A 12,919-nucleotide genomic window follows, 5' to 3' on the forward strand; every position below is an offset into this window, starting at 1 on the left:
CGCCCGTCCCTGTCGCGGCGCGAGGTTCTGGGATGCGCCCTAGATGGCGGGTTCGACTGCGAAACTCTGCTGGAATGCCTCTGCGACCGCACGGACCGCCCGTCATGAAAAAGCTCACCATGACATCCGGGGGATCGGCGGACTAAACCAGCCTTTCATCCGCCCGCCGCATGGATGCCCGGCGCGTCAGAACCTGTCGTCGGATAAACGCCACGATGAACACGGCCGTCAGGATCAGGATAATGGTCGGCGCGGGCGCGCTGTCCAGAAAGAAGCTGACATAGGTGCCCAGCAGCATTGACGCCATGCACACCAGGACGGACACCCACAACATCGTTGAAAACGTCCTGACCAGCAAAAACGCAATCGCGCCGGGCGCAATCAGAAGGCCGATGGCAAGGATCAGCCCCGCCGCAGACAGCGTGGCCACAATGGTCAGCGACAACGCCGCCAGCAACCCGTAATGCAACCAATTGACCCACAGCCCCGACGCCCGCGCCTGCGCCGGATCGAAACTGTGCAACAGCCAGTCTTTCCACTTCAACACCAGCATCAACCCGACACCGGCCGAGATGATGGCCGCCGTCCAAAGCTCGTGCGCCTCGATCCCCAGCATGTTGCCAAACAGGATGTGATCCAGATGCGCGTTGGTGTCCACCGACACGAACAGCACAATCCCCACGCCGAACATGCCCGAGAACACGACGCCCATCACAGTGTCTTGCTTCACCCGGCTGTTCGACGCCAGATATCCCGTCGCAATCGCACAGGTCATCCCGGCCGCGAACGCACCGACAATCAAGGGCAAGCCAAAGATATAGGCCAACACGATTCCCGGCAGTACCGCATGGCTGACCGCATCGCCCATCAACGCCCAGCCCTTCATCACCAAAAAGCACGACAGAAGCGCGGTCGGGATCGACACGATTACCGAAATCAGAAACGCGTTTTGCATGAACGCAAACTGGAAGGGCAGTAAAAGGGTCTCCATCATTTGAACTCCGCCGCTACAGCGCCCGGCCCATGAACCAACGCCGCGCGCGCCTTGCGTTTCGCGGCCAGCAATCCGTGTTTCGGTGCAAGGATAAAGGCGATCAGGAAGATCACCGTTTGCAGGGTGACGATGATGCCCCCCGTCGCGCCATCCAGAAAATAGCTGACATAGGCGCCGGTAAAGCTGGTTAACGCGCCAATCGCCACGGATGTCACGATCAGCCTCGGAAACCGGTCACACAGCAGATACGCCGTGGCCCCCGGCGTCACCACCATCGCGATCACCAGAAACGCGCCGACGGTTTGCATCGCGGCAACCACGGACGCCGACAGCAGCACAAAAAACACCGCTTTCAGCAACCCGGGCCGCAGCCCGATGGCGCGCGCGTGGTTTTCATCGAAGAAGGTCACCATCAGGTCTTTCCACTTCGCCAGCAACACCGCCAGCGACACGAACCCGATGATCGCCAACTGCAACGTGTCTTCGGGTGTGATCGCCAGAATATTGCCCATCGTGATGGTCTGGATCGACACCGACATCGGGCTGATCGACACGATGAACAGGCCCAGCCCGAAGAACGATGTGAAGATCAGGCCGATGATCACATCCACCTTCAGCCCCGATCGCTCCGACAGAAACAACATCGCACCGGCGGCCAACCCACCGGCGATAAACGCCCCCAGCGCGAAAGGCAGCCCAAGTATATACGCCCCCGCCACCCCCGGCACGACCGAATGTGACAGCGCATCCCCAATCAGCGACCAGCCTTTCAGCATCAGATAGGCCGACAGGAAGGCACATACCCCGCCCACCAAGGCCGAGACCCACATCGCGTTGGTCATGTAATTGTAACTGAACGGCTCCAACAGATATTCCATCATGACGGAATATCCGTGCGCTGGGTCTTGTCGCCATATTGCACAAGGGGCCGTTCATCGTCGGTAAAGATCGACACCGCCCGCGCGTCCTCGTCATCATGCAGCGCATCGCCGCCAAGGGTGAAGTGGCGCAGCACGCCGCCGAATGCCTCTTCCAGATTTTCGCGGGTGAAGGTCGTCTCGGTCGGGCCGTAGCTCAGCACCGTGCCTTTGACCAAAACCGTGCGGTCGCAAAATTCCGGCACCGAGCCAAGGTTGTGGGTCGACACCAGCATCACCCGCCCCTCGTCACGCAATTCGCGCAGAAGGGTGATGATCTGTTCCTCGGTCTTGACGTCAACGCCGGTGAACGGCTCGTCCAGCAAAATCACCTGCCCGTCCTGCGCCAGCGCGCGGGCCAGAAAGACACGCTTGCGCTGCCCGCCCGACAGCTCGCCAATCTGGCGATGGCGGAAGTCCTGCATGTTGACGCGCCGCAGTGCCTGATCCACCGCGTCGTGATCGGCTTGTTTCGGTCGGCGCAGGAACCCCATATGTCCATAGCGGCCCATCATCACCACGTCCTCGACCAACACGGGGAAGGCCCAGTCGACCTCTTCTGACTGAGGAACATAGGCGACAAGGTTTTTCGACAATGCCGCACGCACATCCATGCCCAGAACTTGAATTTCGCCCTTGGCAACCGGCACGAAGCCCATGATCGCCTTGAACAGGGTCGATTTGCCCGCCCCGTTCACCCCTACCAAAGCGGTGATGGTGCCACGCGGAATGCCGAAACTGGCATTCCACAGCGCCGTGTGACCGTTGCGATAGGTCACGGTCACATCCTGCGCCATGATCCCCGCCCCTTGGGCCGGGGCGTTCACGTTTGATCTGATCGGTTCGTCGCGCATCTTCATTCCTTTGCCCAAAGGGCGTCTTTTATCCCGGCCGCCCGCCTATTGCGCCGCCGCTGTCAGCCCCGTCGCGACGGTGCTTGATGTCACGCGCAGCAGATCCAGATAGGTCGGCACCTCGCCATCCGGCGCGCTTAGACTGTCGACATACAGAACCCCACCATACTGCGCGCCGGTTTCGCGCGCGACCTGTTTGGCAGGCGCTGTGTTCACGGTGCTTTCACAAAACACCACCGGAATATCATTGTCGCGCACCCCGTCGATCACACCACGCACCTGTTGCGGCGTGCCGACCTGATCGGCGTTCATCGGCCACAGATACAGCTCTTTCAGCCCGAAATCCCGCGCTAGATAGCTGAACGCCCCTTCGCAAGTGACAAGCCAGCGGCGATCTTCCGGGATGGTCGCGATCTCGGCCCGCAAGGGTTCGATCGTGGCGCGCAATTCGTCCTTATAGGCCGCAGCGTTCTGCGCATAGACCTCAGCGTTGTCCGGGTCGTGCTGGGCAAACGCGCCCGCAATATTGTCAATATAGATCAGCGCGTTATCCAGCCCCATCCAGGCATGAGGGTTCGGCTTCCCCTCGTAACTTCCCTCGGCAATCGGGATCGGATCAATGCCGTCGGTCAGCGTGGCAGACGGAACGTCCTTCAGATTCGACAAAAACTGTTCAAACCACAACTCAAGGTTCAGCCCGTTCCACAGGATCAGATCCGCATCAAAGGCGCGCACAATATCCTGTGGCGTCGGCTCATACCCATGAATCTCCGCCCCCGGTTTGGTGATCGAGACAACCTCGGCCGCCTCGCCCGCAACATTCGCAGCCATGTCAGCCAGCACGGTGAAAGTGGTGACAACCTTCATCTTGTCCTCGGCAAAGGCGCTGGACGCCGCCATGACAGCCAGCGCCGCCACAGACGAGGTTTTCAGGAATCGGCCAATCATCTGCATCTCCTTTATATGGTGTCGGCTCTTGTAAATGCAAATCACTCGCAACTGTCAAGTACAATTGCGAACCATTCTCAAAAAGACACCCTAACGTGAGAATGCGACTGGAACGGTAAACCGGTGCGGCCCTTTTCCCAACCCTTTCGGCGCAGGCGGAATACGTGCGGTGCGGATCGCCGCCAACGCGGCCTGATCCAGCGCGGCGTGGCCAGAACTGCGCACGACGCCCGCCGACACGACCTGCCCTGCTGGCGACACCGTCAGCGACAGCGTGACCGTCCCTTCCGCCCGCGTGCCGCGCGGATAGCGTTTGCGCCGCTCGATCGCCGCGCGCACCTTGCCGCCCCAACGCGCAAGCAGGCGTTGACTGTCACCCTGCCCCGCGCTGCTGTCGGTCTTGGCCTTGCGCCCGGCAGCCTGCCCACCCCCCGCGCCCACCGCCCTTTGCGGTGCCCGCTTCACCGCCGGGGCGGGTTTGCGCGGCTTGGGCTTCACCGAAGCCTCAGGCGCGCTTGTCGCGGGTGGCGGTGTATCGGCACTTGGGCGGTCCACATCTGGCCGCGCTGGCATCACAGGCATTGCCATCCGCGCCTGCGCCTGCGCGTTAGACGGAGTATCCAGCACCGGCGGCTCTACAGGCATTGGCGGTGCCAGCTCCGGTGTGGCAACCGCGACATCCGGCGTGGTTTCCCACCGGGCCACCAACGCCTCAAGGGTGGCATCGCTGGCGCGCAGGGCCACCTGCGCCTGCCCGTCCGCCCCCGCCGCGTCGGACCCCACAGGCGGGGCCGAGGGCCACAGAACCACATGCCCCGACACCGCCAGCCCGAAGCAGATCAATATCTCGCGCAGCCCGGCACTCATTGGCGCACCGTCAAGGTCAGCGCGACCCCCTCGGGCATCCGTTGCAACAGCTGCGCCAGCTCGGGCGCCGCAAGCGCCCCGTCCGCCGTGACGGTCAGCCGCGCGCCCGGCTCCAGTGCCGCGATGGCTGCAAGCGCCGCCTCGCCCCGCGCCGCGCCAAACGCCATCTCACCGGCCGCCGAGACATAAAGCACCAGCCCCCCATCCGCGCCCTCACCCCCCACAGCCGTGGGCGGAGACAGCCTGAACGGCGGCGCCGAGGCGATCTGCGAGGTCATCATGAAAAAGACCAACAGCAGAAACACCACGTTGATCATCGGCACAATCGCCTCAGGTCTGGATCTGGTTCGAGGGCGGGGGAACTGCATCGGCTACTCCACCAAGGTCAGACCGGTGAAGCCCGCCGCGCCCAGATGTTGCATGACCTCGACCACGCGCTGCACATCGGCATCAGGCCCGCCGCGCAGCACGATCAGGTCGCCGGGGTCGCGCATCAGCCCCTCCAACGCGGCCACGCTATCGGCCAGCGCGATGGGGCGACCGTTCAGCCACAGCCCCTCGGCCCCGATCCGCACCAGACGCGGCGGGCCGTCATATTGCCCCGCCCCACCGCCACCCGTGCGCAGGGACAAGGTCGTGTCCCGGCTGAACTGCGCGGTCAGCATAAAGAACACCAGCAGCAGGAACACCACGTCGATCATCGGGGTCAGGCTGGGCCGGCGGCGCGGCCGGTCTGAGGCGAAGGAAAACATCACGCCACCTTTGCACGACCGGTTGCAAAACACGCAAACAGCCGCGTCGCGATGCCTTCAAGATCGGCTTGCACGCGGTCGGCGACGGCCTCGAACCAGCTATGCGCGATGGTGGCCGGGATCGCCACCGCCATCCCCGCCGCCGTCGTCAAAAGCGCCTGCCAGATGCCGCCTGCCAGAAGGGTCGCATCCACCGTGTCACCCGCAAGCTGCAACGCCTGAAACGCGTCGATCATGCCCAGAACCGTGCCCAACAGCCCGACCAGGGGCGCAATCGTCGCGATCAGGTCCAGGGGCCGCAGCCCATGCCGCAACCCGGCGATTTCCAGCATCGCCAGCCGCGTGATCTCGGCCTGTTGCAGGCCACGATCCAGCCCGGGCTCCGACAGCACGCCGACGCAATCCCGCACGAAGCGCGGCCGCACCCGCCGCGCGTCCAATGGCAGCGTCGCCGCATCCGCTCCGGCGCACAGGTCCGTCACCAACGCCTCGGCCCGTCCGCCGGACCACGCGCCCGCCAGCGACAGCCGCCAGATGCGCCACAGAACCAGCGTCACCATCAGAACCGACAGGGCAGCGATGACCCACATCGCCGGGCCGCCGCGCAGCAGGAAGCCCTCGATTGCCTCAATCCGTGTCATGTTGCAGCCTCCGTTTCGGTGTCATGTTCAGGCGGCGCGGCGCCGTCCGCTTCCGTCCAAGGTCCGCGCTTCACGTCGATCTTCCATTCCTGCACGCCGTCGGTCATGGCGTCGTAAACGCAGCGCCCGATAGCCTCGCCAATATCGGTATGCAGCCCGGCGAAACCAAGCGCACCCGGCGGTGCGGCAACCGCGATGCAATCGGTGCCGGTGCCCGTGGCAATCCCGACGGGCAACGCAATACCCTGATCCATCACCGCCGCCGTGCGCGCCTGCGCCACGATGCTTGTCGCCTCCAACAGGCCCGCATCGTTCAGCCCGCAATCCAGTTGCACGGCGATGTTGATCGTGCCCCACCGCGCCCCGTCATAGCGCATGCGCTGCCCGACCCGCTCGGCATTGGACAGGCCCACCGTCGCCACGCAGCGCGCCGTGATGTCTCCCACACGCGCCACCGCCTCTTTCATCCGCCGCACATCGCGCGAGGTCAGAAAGCACGGGCATTCCGACCGGCCCCGCGCGGCCAAAGCGTCCTCAAGCCACGCGGCCACATCCAGATCGGGCGTCAGATCGGCGTTGCGCACCTCGCGCCACAGAATGCGGTCGGCGGTGATGAAACCGGGGCGGTTCAGCACCCAACTGACCACCCTAAGCGGCGCGCCCAAGGTCAGTTCCATCCACGGACCATCCAGATCAACCGGGGTCATTCCAGTACCTCCAACGGTTGGAAAATGGGGCCATGCGGCGTATGTTCAAAATGCGCGGTGATTGCGAAATGGCGGCGCAGGTTGTCGGTGCTCAGAACCGATTGCGGCGGCCCATCGGCCACGATCCGCCCCTCACCCAGCAGCACAAGCCGCGTGCAATGCCGCGCCGCCAGCCCCAGATCATGCAGCGACACCAGCGCCGATTTGCCCTGCTTCGCCATCCCCGCAAAGATCTTCATGGTCGAGATCTGATGCCCCGGATCAAGCCCCGCAATCGGCTCATCCGCCATCACCAAAGGCGTGCCCTGCGCCAGTGTTCGGGCAATCAATACGCGGGCCTGTTCGCCGCCCGACAGCCGCGTGACCGTACGGTGGCGCATGGCGTCCAGCCCCATCTCGTGCAGCGCAGTATCGACCGCTGCTTGGTCAGCTTGCGTCGGCCTTTGCCCAGCCGCCAGATGCGGAATACGGCCCAGCGTGACCACCGTTTGCACATCCACCGGCCACGCCAATTCGCGCGCCTGCGGCAGCCACGCCGCCTGTTTCGCCCGCACCCGCAGCGGCATATCGGCAAGCGAGCTGCGGCCGTCGAACCCGATCAACCCAAGGGCCGCGCGCATCAATGTGGTCTTGCCCGCACCGTTGCCACCGATCAGGCCCACGACCTCGCCCGCGTCAATCGTCAAGGACACATCACGCAGAATACTGCGTCCGCGCCGCGTGACCGACAGATCCGATATCGCAAGCAAGCTCATACGCTCATCTTCCTGACTTTGTGGATCAGGTGCAGAAACAGCGGCGCGCCGATGATGGCAGTCAGAACGCCCAACTTCAGGTCTTTCGACGGCAACACCAGCCGCACCGTGATATCCGCCGCCAACAGCATCGCCGCGCCGCCCAAAGCGGAACTCCACAACAGGGCCGATGGGCGCGCGCCGACGAAGGGGCGCAGGATATGGGGCACCACCAGCCCGACAAAGCCGATGACGCCCGCGACCGCCGTCGATGCGCCCACCACCGCGGCGGTGCCGATCACCACCATCAGCCGCAGAACCATCAGGTTGATGCCCATCGCCTCGGCCGCGTCCTCGCCCAAGGTCAGCGCATCAAGACCGCGCCCCACCCCGCCCAGCAGCAGCCAGCCCATCACCATGAACGGCAGCGCAAGACCCACATGCACCATCGAGCGGTCGGCCAGCGACCCCATCATCCAGAACACGATCTCGTTCGCCGCAAAAGGGTTGGGCGACAGGTTCAGCACAAGAGAAGTCAGCGCAGCCGCCAATGACGACACCACGATCCCCGCCAGGATCAGCGTCAGCGACGAGCCGCGTGGCCCCGCCAGCGCCAACACCAGCAACACACCCACCAGCGCCCCAGCCAATGCCGATAACGGCAGTCCAAGCGCAAAGGCGGCGGCAAGGCCCGTCTGGATCGCCAAGACAGCCCCCAGCGCCGCCGAGGCCGACACCCCGATCAGTCCCGGATCGGCCAGCGGGTTGCGCAGATAGCCCTGCATCGCGGCGCCTGACAGGCCCAGACTGGCCCCGATCATCACCGCAAGCAGCGCGCGCGGCAGGCGGATTTCATACATCACCAGCCCCAGCAACGACTCCTCGCGGGTGATCAACGCCACAAGGCTCTGCCACGGGTCGGTATCTGCCGGACCCAGCAGAAGCGCCGCGACGAACAGCACCACCACCAGTGCGATCAGGATCAGGGCAAGGCGTCTCATTCCCCTGCCCCCCGTGCAACTGCTTCATAATCGTGCCGCAACCCGATCAGCCCCTCGACCGCGCGCAGCACATGCGGCGTGCCGCAGATCCAGTCGCGGTCAGCGATGGTGCCGCGCAACCGCGCATCCTGTAGATGCCGGACCACCGGGTGATCCAGAATCTCCTCGGACCGCGACGCGGCGGGGTAGCGTTGCCCGGTGATGATCACGTCCGGGTCCAGCAGCGCGAGCACCTCCAGAGGAATATTTCCGGCCACGGGAATACCCGCCTCGCGCGCGATGTTGTCAAAACCGGCGGTCGCCAGTATGTGCCCCGACAGGCTTTGGTCCCCCACACTATAGCCATTGGCATAGTAAATCGCCGCGCGCGGGCGGTTTACCACCTGTTCACGCAGCGCGGCCAGACGGGCCTCGAACCCCGCGACTTGGTCCGCAGCGCGCGCGTCTTGATGCAGCGCCGCGCCCATCCGGGTCATCGCGGCGCTGACATCCTCCAGCGACAGGGCGGGCTCGAACACCTCGACCGGCAAGCCCAGCTTGCGCAACATCTGAACGGTCGCCTGCGATGAAAACGCCCCGGCGACCACCAGATCAGGCTTCAGCAGAAAAATCTCTTCAGCGCGGGCGTGGTTGATGGGCCACCCCAGCGCCTCATCCGCCATGGCCGAGCTTTCGGGCTCGCGCGCCAGCACCGACACCGACACAAGCTGGCCGGGATCTGCCAGCATCATCGCCAGTTGATCGGTGCACAGGTTGATCGACACGACCCGCTTGGGCCGCACGTCCGGCGCATCCTGCGCGGTCGCAACCAGCGGGGCGATCAGGCCGATCACCCCGCCAAGGACCATATTGCGCAGGTGCGCCCGGATCATGTCAGAACCGGGCCTCTAGCCCGACATAGGCCGTCATCGGCCGCGCGGCATAGCCCCACGACTCCGACGCGTCCACGTCAAACAGGTTCTCGACCCGCCCCGTCAACGTCACCTCATCGGTCAAGGCATAGCGCGCGGCCACATCAACCGTGGTGAACGCGGGCATCTCGACCGTCTCGAACGCGCCCCAATACTGGGTGTCATAATTCCCCGCCACATGCCGCAGATCAGCCGAGATCGACCCACGCCCGCCAAACGCCGCCAGCGTCGCGCCCAGCGTCAGCTCGTGTTCCGGGCGCCGCGTCTCGACGCTGCCATCGGGGTTCTTGGCGTCCAGCCAAGTGTATCCAAACCGCAGATCCAGCGTATCCGTCGCCGCGACCTGTCCCCCGACCTCAAGGCCCTCGCGGGTGCTTTTGCCCACCTGGTTTTCAAACGAAAACGTGCCCGGCCCGGTTGAAATGTCCGTGATCTCGTCGCTGAGCCGTTCGTTGAAATAGGTCACATCCACCACGCCACGATCCCCGAATATCGGCAGCTCGATCCCGACATCGAAGCTCTGGTTGGTCTCGGGCATCAGGTTCGGATTGCCGGTATAACCGAACGCATCCGCATACAGTTCGAAATACGATGGGTTCACCGACCCGGTCCCGGCAGACGCGTGAAGCCGCACACCATTGTCAAACCCGTAAGACATCGCCGCATTCCAAGTGGTGATATCATCAAACGAGTCGTTGAAATCGCGCCGCGCACCCAGTTGCACGTCAAACCCGTTTGCGAAACTGCCGCGATACTCCACCGCGACCGAGGTCGTGCCACGCCCGTAAAGCGGATTGCTGTCACTGCTGTCTGTTTCATCCTCGACGATCAGGTTCACAAGCTGATCAGCACTGGCAACCGCCTCACCGCTCAGCGAATAGCTCAGCAGATAGGCCAGTTTTTCCGACTTGGTCTTCGTGAAAGGGCCACCGTCATAGGATTGATCGTTCCGCGTCCAGTCATAGGACAGACGATGCGACAGACGCCCGTCCAGCATCAGGTATTCGGCAAAGACACTGGCGGTCATTTCGTCCCGTTCGCCGTAAAGGTCGGGATCATCAACGATATAGCTGGCTGCGTCCGTCGGCGTCCAGGATGTCGCGTCGTAATCATATTCCTCGTTCGATTTGCGGAAGGTGAAACCCAGCTTCACATCGTCCGTCAGCGCATAATCACCCGACAGGATCGCGGTATTGCGCCGGGTGGCATCGCGTTCCCCCCCATCGCCCGAGAAATCATAGCCGTGATCATCGGCATGAGACAGCGACAGCGACAGCCCGCCCCGTTCGCCCCGTTGCGAGATAAATGCGGTCGCGGTGGTGCCGCCTCCGACCTCAATCGAGCCGCCATATTCCGTGCCCTCGCCCCCGCGCTTGGTGATGATGTTGATCACCCCCGCCGACGCGTTCGACCCGTAAAAGACCGATTGCGGCCCGCGCAGAACCTCGATCCGTTCGATATTGGCGGTCTCCAGCCCCGACAGCACATATGTCCCGTCGCCGCCCGCGGCCTCGATCCCGTCGATCAGGATCAGCGTGTGGCTCGCCTCGGCCCCACGAATGCGGACTTGGGTAAAGTTGCTACCCTGCCCGCTAACCGACAGGCCCGGCAACGCACGCAACGCCTGTTGAACCGTGGTCAGGCCGCGTTCCTCGATATCGGCGCGGGTCAGAACACTGGCAGACCGGCCATAGCGCGCAGCCTCGACCGGGGAAAACCCGCCCGACACGATGATCGTGCCCAGGTCATACGGGTCTTGCGCGAAAGCGGGTTGGGATAATAATGCGCACAGCGCAGTGGTGGAAAGAATACGGGCGGTCATGGCCTCGTCCTTCATCAAACGGGCCGTTTCGGCCCAAAGCAACAAATCATGAACCGAAAGGGTAAACCTTCGGACACGGCGAAATTGCCACCACGACGGAAGGGACCGTAGTTCATGACGCCCCTCGCGCCCGAACTGGGTGATCTCTTCGGCAGGTCTCCTGACTTGCGGGTCGTCGCTTGGCCGGACCTTCCCGCCGCACATTAAGCAGCAGTGGTATCTCCCGGCTTCGCTCGCCGCTTACAGTTGCGGGGGCAGTCGCGGAGTTGACGCCGTCACCGACATCGCACCGTGTTCCCTATTATCCGGGCAATATGCGCCCGGACCGAAGCAGCTTGGGTGTAATTGATCGGGGCGGGTCTTGTAAATGATGATTCGCACACGACCCCTTGGCGTGGAGCATCGCGAGCCTGTGACCCACACGACGGGGTTTTTCTGTGATATACGGGCTAGCACCGTGGGCTGCGCCGGTCCGAACACCTTCCGCGCCTGGTCTAAGTGTCCGGTGTGCGGGACTAAGATGCCGTTTGCTCTGGACCACTCTATGACTGGAGTCGGCCCAAAGCGGACACGTGTTACGTGTTGGTGGTCCCTTTAACCGGGCGGATCAGGCGGCTCTGGGTGCGGATCGGACATTCGCTTGGATCAGCGCCACCGTCCAGGGTTGGGGGGAACCCAACTCGACACTAAGACCATAGGCCTGTACGCATTCACTTGTATGTCTTTTGCAACGATTGGTACGAAAATGGATGTCTCTGAGTGGGAAAATGGTTGGCAACTTTGGGATTTGATTTCACACCTCAAGGACAGTGCGGTCGTAGGGCCAACCAACCTATATCGCGGCCAATCGGATGCTGAATGGGGGCTTACTCCGGCGCTGTACCGGCGAGAAGTACATATCTTCAGTGAACAGCTCTCCAAAGCAGAACTCTATCTACGCGCTGAGGAGGCAATGCTTCGAGCATTTTTCGATCAAGGCGCTTTGTTACTACCCGACTTTCAGCGTGCGCCTTTCATCGATCGCTTTGTAGCTCAGCACTATGGAGTTCCAACGCAATTGCTCGACTGGACACTTGATCCTCTAATTGCACTTTTTTTTGCAGTAAGCGGCGATCCTGAAAAAGACTGTGCTTTGTTTTATATGCAGCCGCTGAGCCGGGTTTGGAGTGATCGGACGAACATTAAGCTACCGTGGGATGGAAAGATCGCTGCGTTGAAACCGCCAGTGCTGGACGACAGAATTAGAACTCAAAAAAGCTTCTTTACTGTTCAGAGTTTTCAAGGCGCCGACACCTTTCTGCCCTTGGACCAGCGCGCTCTAAAGGTATCAAAGAAAAACGAGGGGACGCATCCAAACGATGAGGTTTCCACGTTCGGCAAGGTCATAGTTCCAGCTCGTCGAAAACAGCAAGTGCTCTTTCAGCTGCTTCAGCTCGGCATAGATAGCTCGCTTGTATACCCCGGGCTACAGGGAATAGGGCAACGCATCGCAGATATCGCAAACATCCAGAAATATGGGGGCCGCGACATCTATTGATGTTATCAGGGGTTTCTTCGGAATCAAGCTGCAACGACGTCCTATCAACGAGAAGCAGTGCACATCCGTCAGAAAGCGATAGGCGAAACGATTGTCGACTTTGCAGTGTCCGGATCCCGTGCCCCCGCGCCATTCCTACTAACCCGAAAAATTCATGAGGAGTCGGTGAGAGTGGCGTAAGATTCTGAAATCTTGTAGATTTTGAGTGTTGAAACCAAGACCTTGGATTTCGAG

At 62.5% G+C, this 12,919-nt stretch carries 14 protein-coding genes and 1 riboswitch; of the genes, 1 reads left to right on the plus strand and 13 read right to left on the minus strand.

Features of this window, described 5'->3' with window-relative positions; genetic code table 11:
• Nucleotides 1–142 precede the first annotated feature (142 nt).
• The 13 genes from MN186_RS04880 to MN186_RS04940 form a co-directional block, all read right to left on the minus strand.
• Entirely contained in the window at nucleotides 143–994 is an 852-nt protein-coding gene (locus MN186_RS04880) for a metal ABC transporter permease (RefSeq protein ID WP_242113101.1), read from the minus strand.
• Nucleotides 991–1,872: a metal ABC transporter permease gene (locus tag MN186_RS04885; protein ID WP_242113161.1), complete on the minus strand. Its 882-nt coding sequence runs from the start codon at nucleotides 1,870–1,872 to the stop codon at nucleotides 991–993. The genes MN186_RS04880 and MN186_RS04885 overlap by 4 nt, the downstream gene beginning before the upstream one ends.
• Nucleotides 1,872–2,765: a manganese/iron ABC transporter ATP-binding protein gene (locus tag MN186_RS04890; protein WP_255743805.1), complete on the minus strand. Its 894-nt coding sequence runs from the start codon at nucleotides 2,763–2,765 to the stop codon at nucleotides 1,872–1,874. The genes MN186_RS04885 and MN186_RS04890 overlap by 1 nt, the downstream gene beginning before the upstream one ends.
• Nucleotides 2,766–2,810: 45 nt before the next feature.
• Nucleotides 2,811–3,713 carry a metal ABC transporter substrate-binding protein gene (locus tag MN186_RS04895; protein ID WP_275066120.1) on the minus strand — a complete coding sequence of 301 codons (903 nt, stop codon included), beginning with the start codon at nucleotides 3,711–3,713 and terminating at the stop codon, nucleotides 2,811–2,813.
• A gap of 90 nt (nucleotides 3,714–3,803) precedes the next feature.
• Nucleotides 3,804–4,580, minus strand: coding sequence for a TonB family protein (locus MN186_RS04900; RefSeq protein ID WP_242113105.1), 777 nt, complete (start codon nucleotides 4,578–4,580; stop codon nucleotides 3,804–3,806).
• Complete coding sequence (locus tag MN186_RS04905; RefSeq protein ID WP_242113106.1) at nucleotides 4,577–4,948, minus strand: ExbD/TolR family protein; 372 nt, start codon at nucleotides 4,946–4,948, stop codon at nucleotides 4,577–4,579. Before MN186_RS04905 ends, MN186_RS04900 begins: the two co-directional genes overlap by 4 nt.
• A 3-nt stretch (nucleotides 4,949–4,951) precedes the next feature.
• Entirely contained in the window at nucleotides 4,952–5,332 is a 381-nt protein-coding gene (locus tag MN186_RS04910) for an ExbD/TolR family protein (protein WP_242113108.1), read from the minus strand.
• A complete protein-coding gene (locus tag MN186_RS04915; RefSeq protein ID WP_242113123.1) occupies nucleotides 5,332–5,973 on the minus strand; it encodes a MotA/TolQ/ExbB proton channel family protein in 642 nt (213 codons plus the stop codon). Before MN186_RS04915 ends, MN186_RS04910 begins: the two co-directional genes overlap by 1 nt.
• Complete coding sequence (locus tag MN186_RS04920; protein WP_242113125.1) at nucleotides 5,970–6,680, minus strand: adenosylcobinamide amidohydrolase; 711 nt, start codon at nucleotides 6,678–6,680, stop codon at nucleotides 5,970–5,972. Before MN186_RS04920 ends, MN186_RS04915 begins: the two co-directional genes overlap by 4 nt.
• Nucleotides 6,677–7,435 carry an ABC transporter ATP-binding protein gene (locus MN186_RS04925; RefSeq protein ID WP_242113127.1) on the minus strand — a complete coding sequence of 253 codons (759 nt, stop codon included), beginning with the start codon at nucleotides 7,433–7,435 and terminating at the stop codon, nucleotides 6,677–6,679. The genes MN186_RS04920 and MN186_RS04925 overlap by 4 nt, the downstream gene beginning before the upstream one ends.
• A complete protein-coding gene (locus MN186_RS04930) occupies nucleotides 7,432–8,415 on the minus strand; it encodes a FecCD family ABC transporter permease (RefSeq protein WP_242113135.1) in 984 nt (327 codons plus the stop codon). Before MN186_RS04930 ends, MN186_RS04925 begins: the two co-directional genes overlap by 4 nt.
• Nucleotides 8,412–9,287 carry an ABC transporter substrate-binding protein gene (locus MN186_RS04935; protein ID WP_242113137.1) on the minus strand — a complete coding sequence of 292 codons (876 nt, stop codon included), beginning with the start codon at nucleotides 9,285–9,287 and terminating at the stop codon, nucleotides 8,412–8,414. The genes MN186_RS04930 and MN186_RS04935 overlap by 4 nt, the downstream gene beginning before the upstream one ends.
• 1 nt (nucleotide 9,288) lies before the next feature.
• On the minus strand, nucleotides 9,289–11,148 hold the full coding sequence (locus tag MN186_RS04940; protein WP_242113146.1) for a TonB-dependent receptor plug domain-containing protein: 1,860 nt from the start codon (nucleotides 11,146–11,148) through the stop codon (nucleotides 9,289–9,291).
• 133 nt (nucleotides 11,149–11,281) lie between these two features.
• Nucleotides 11,282–11,493, minus strand: a riboswitch (cobalamin riboswitch).
• Between the two features lie 400 nt (nucleotides 11,494–11,893).
• Here MN186_RS04940 and MN186_RS04945 point away from each other — a divergent pair.
• On the plus strand, nucleotides 11,894–12,685 hold the full coding sequence (locus MN186_RS04945; protein ID WP_242113149.1) for an FRG domain-containing protein: 792 nt from the start codon (nucleotides 11,894–11,896) through the stop codon (nucleotides 12,683–12,685).
• The last annotated feature ends 234 nt before the right edge of the window (nucleotides 12,686–12,919 follow it).

The organism is Aliiroseovarius sediminis, from assembly GCF_022678485.1.
GTDB classification, from domain to species: Bacteria; Pseudomonadota; Alphaproteobacteria; order Rhodobacterales; family Rhodobacteraceae; genus Aliiroseovarius; species Aliiroseovarius sediminis.

Excerpts from the sequence above, each read along its gene's own strand:
- MN186_RS04925 (WP_242113127.1), bottom strand. The coding sequence starts at position 7,435 with ATGAGCTTGCTTGCGATATCGGATCTGTCGGTCACGCGGCGCGGACGC.
- MN186_RS04940 (WP_242113146.1), bottom strand. The coding sequence starts at position 11,148 with ATGACCGCCCGTATTCTTTCCACCACTGCGCTGTGCGCATTATTATCC.
- MN186_RS04915 (WP_242113123.1), bottom strand. The coding sequence starts at position 5,973 with ATGACACGGATTGAGGCAATCGAGGGCTTCCTGCTGCGCGGCGGCCCG.
- MN186_RS04945 (WP_242113149.1), top strand. The coding sequence starts at position 11,894 with ATGGATGTCTCTGAGTGGGAAAATGGTTGGCAACTTTGGGATTTGATT.
- MN186_RS04890 (WP_255743805.1), bottom strand. The coding sequence starts at position 2,765 with ATGCGCGACGAACCGATCAGATCAAACGTGAACGCCCCGGCCCAAGGG.
- MN186_RS04900 (WP_242113105.1), bottom strand. The coding sequence starts at position 4,580 with ATGAGTGCCGGGCTGCGCGAGATATTGATCTGCTTCGGGCTGGCGGTG.
- MN186_RS04910 (WP_242113108.1), bottom strand. The coding sequence starts at position 5,332 with ATGTTTTCCTTCGCCTCAGACCGGCCGCGCCGCCGGCCCAGCCTGACC.
- MN186_RS04935 (WP_242113137.1), bottom strand. The coding sequence starts at position 9,287 with ATGATCCGGGCGCACCTGCGCAATATGGTCCTTGGCGGGGTGATCGGC.
- MN186_RS04905 (WP_242113106.1), bottom strand. The coding sequence starts at position 4,948 with ATGCAGTTCCCCCGCCCTCGAACCAGATCCAGACCTGAGGCGATTGTG.
- MN186_RS04895 (WP_275066120.1), bottom strand. The coding sequence starts at position 3,713 with ATGATTGGCCGATTCCTGAAAACCTCGTCTGTGGCGGCGCTGGCTGTC.
- MN186_RS04880 (WP_242113101.1), bottom strand. The coding sequence starts at position 994 with ATGATGGAGACCCTTTTACTGCCCTTCCAGTTTGCGTTCATGCAAAAC.
- MN186_RS04930 (WP_242113135.1), bottom strand. The coding sequence starts at position 8,415 with ATGAGACGCCTTGCCCTGATCCTGATCGCACTGGTGGTGGTGCTGTTC.
- MN186_RS04920 (WP_242113125.1), bottom strand. The coding sequence starts at position 6,680 with ATGACCCCGGTTGATCTGGATGGTCCGTGGATGGAACTGACCTTGGGC.
- MN186_RS04885 (WP_242113161.1), bottom strand. The coding sequence starts at position 1,872 with ATGGAATATCTGTTGGAGCCGTTCAGTTACAATTACATGACCAACGCG.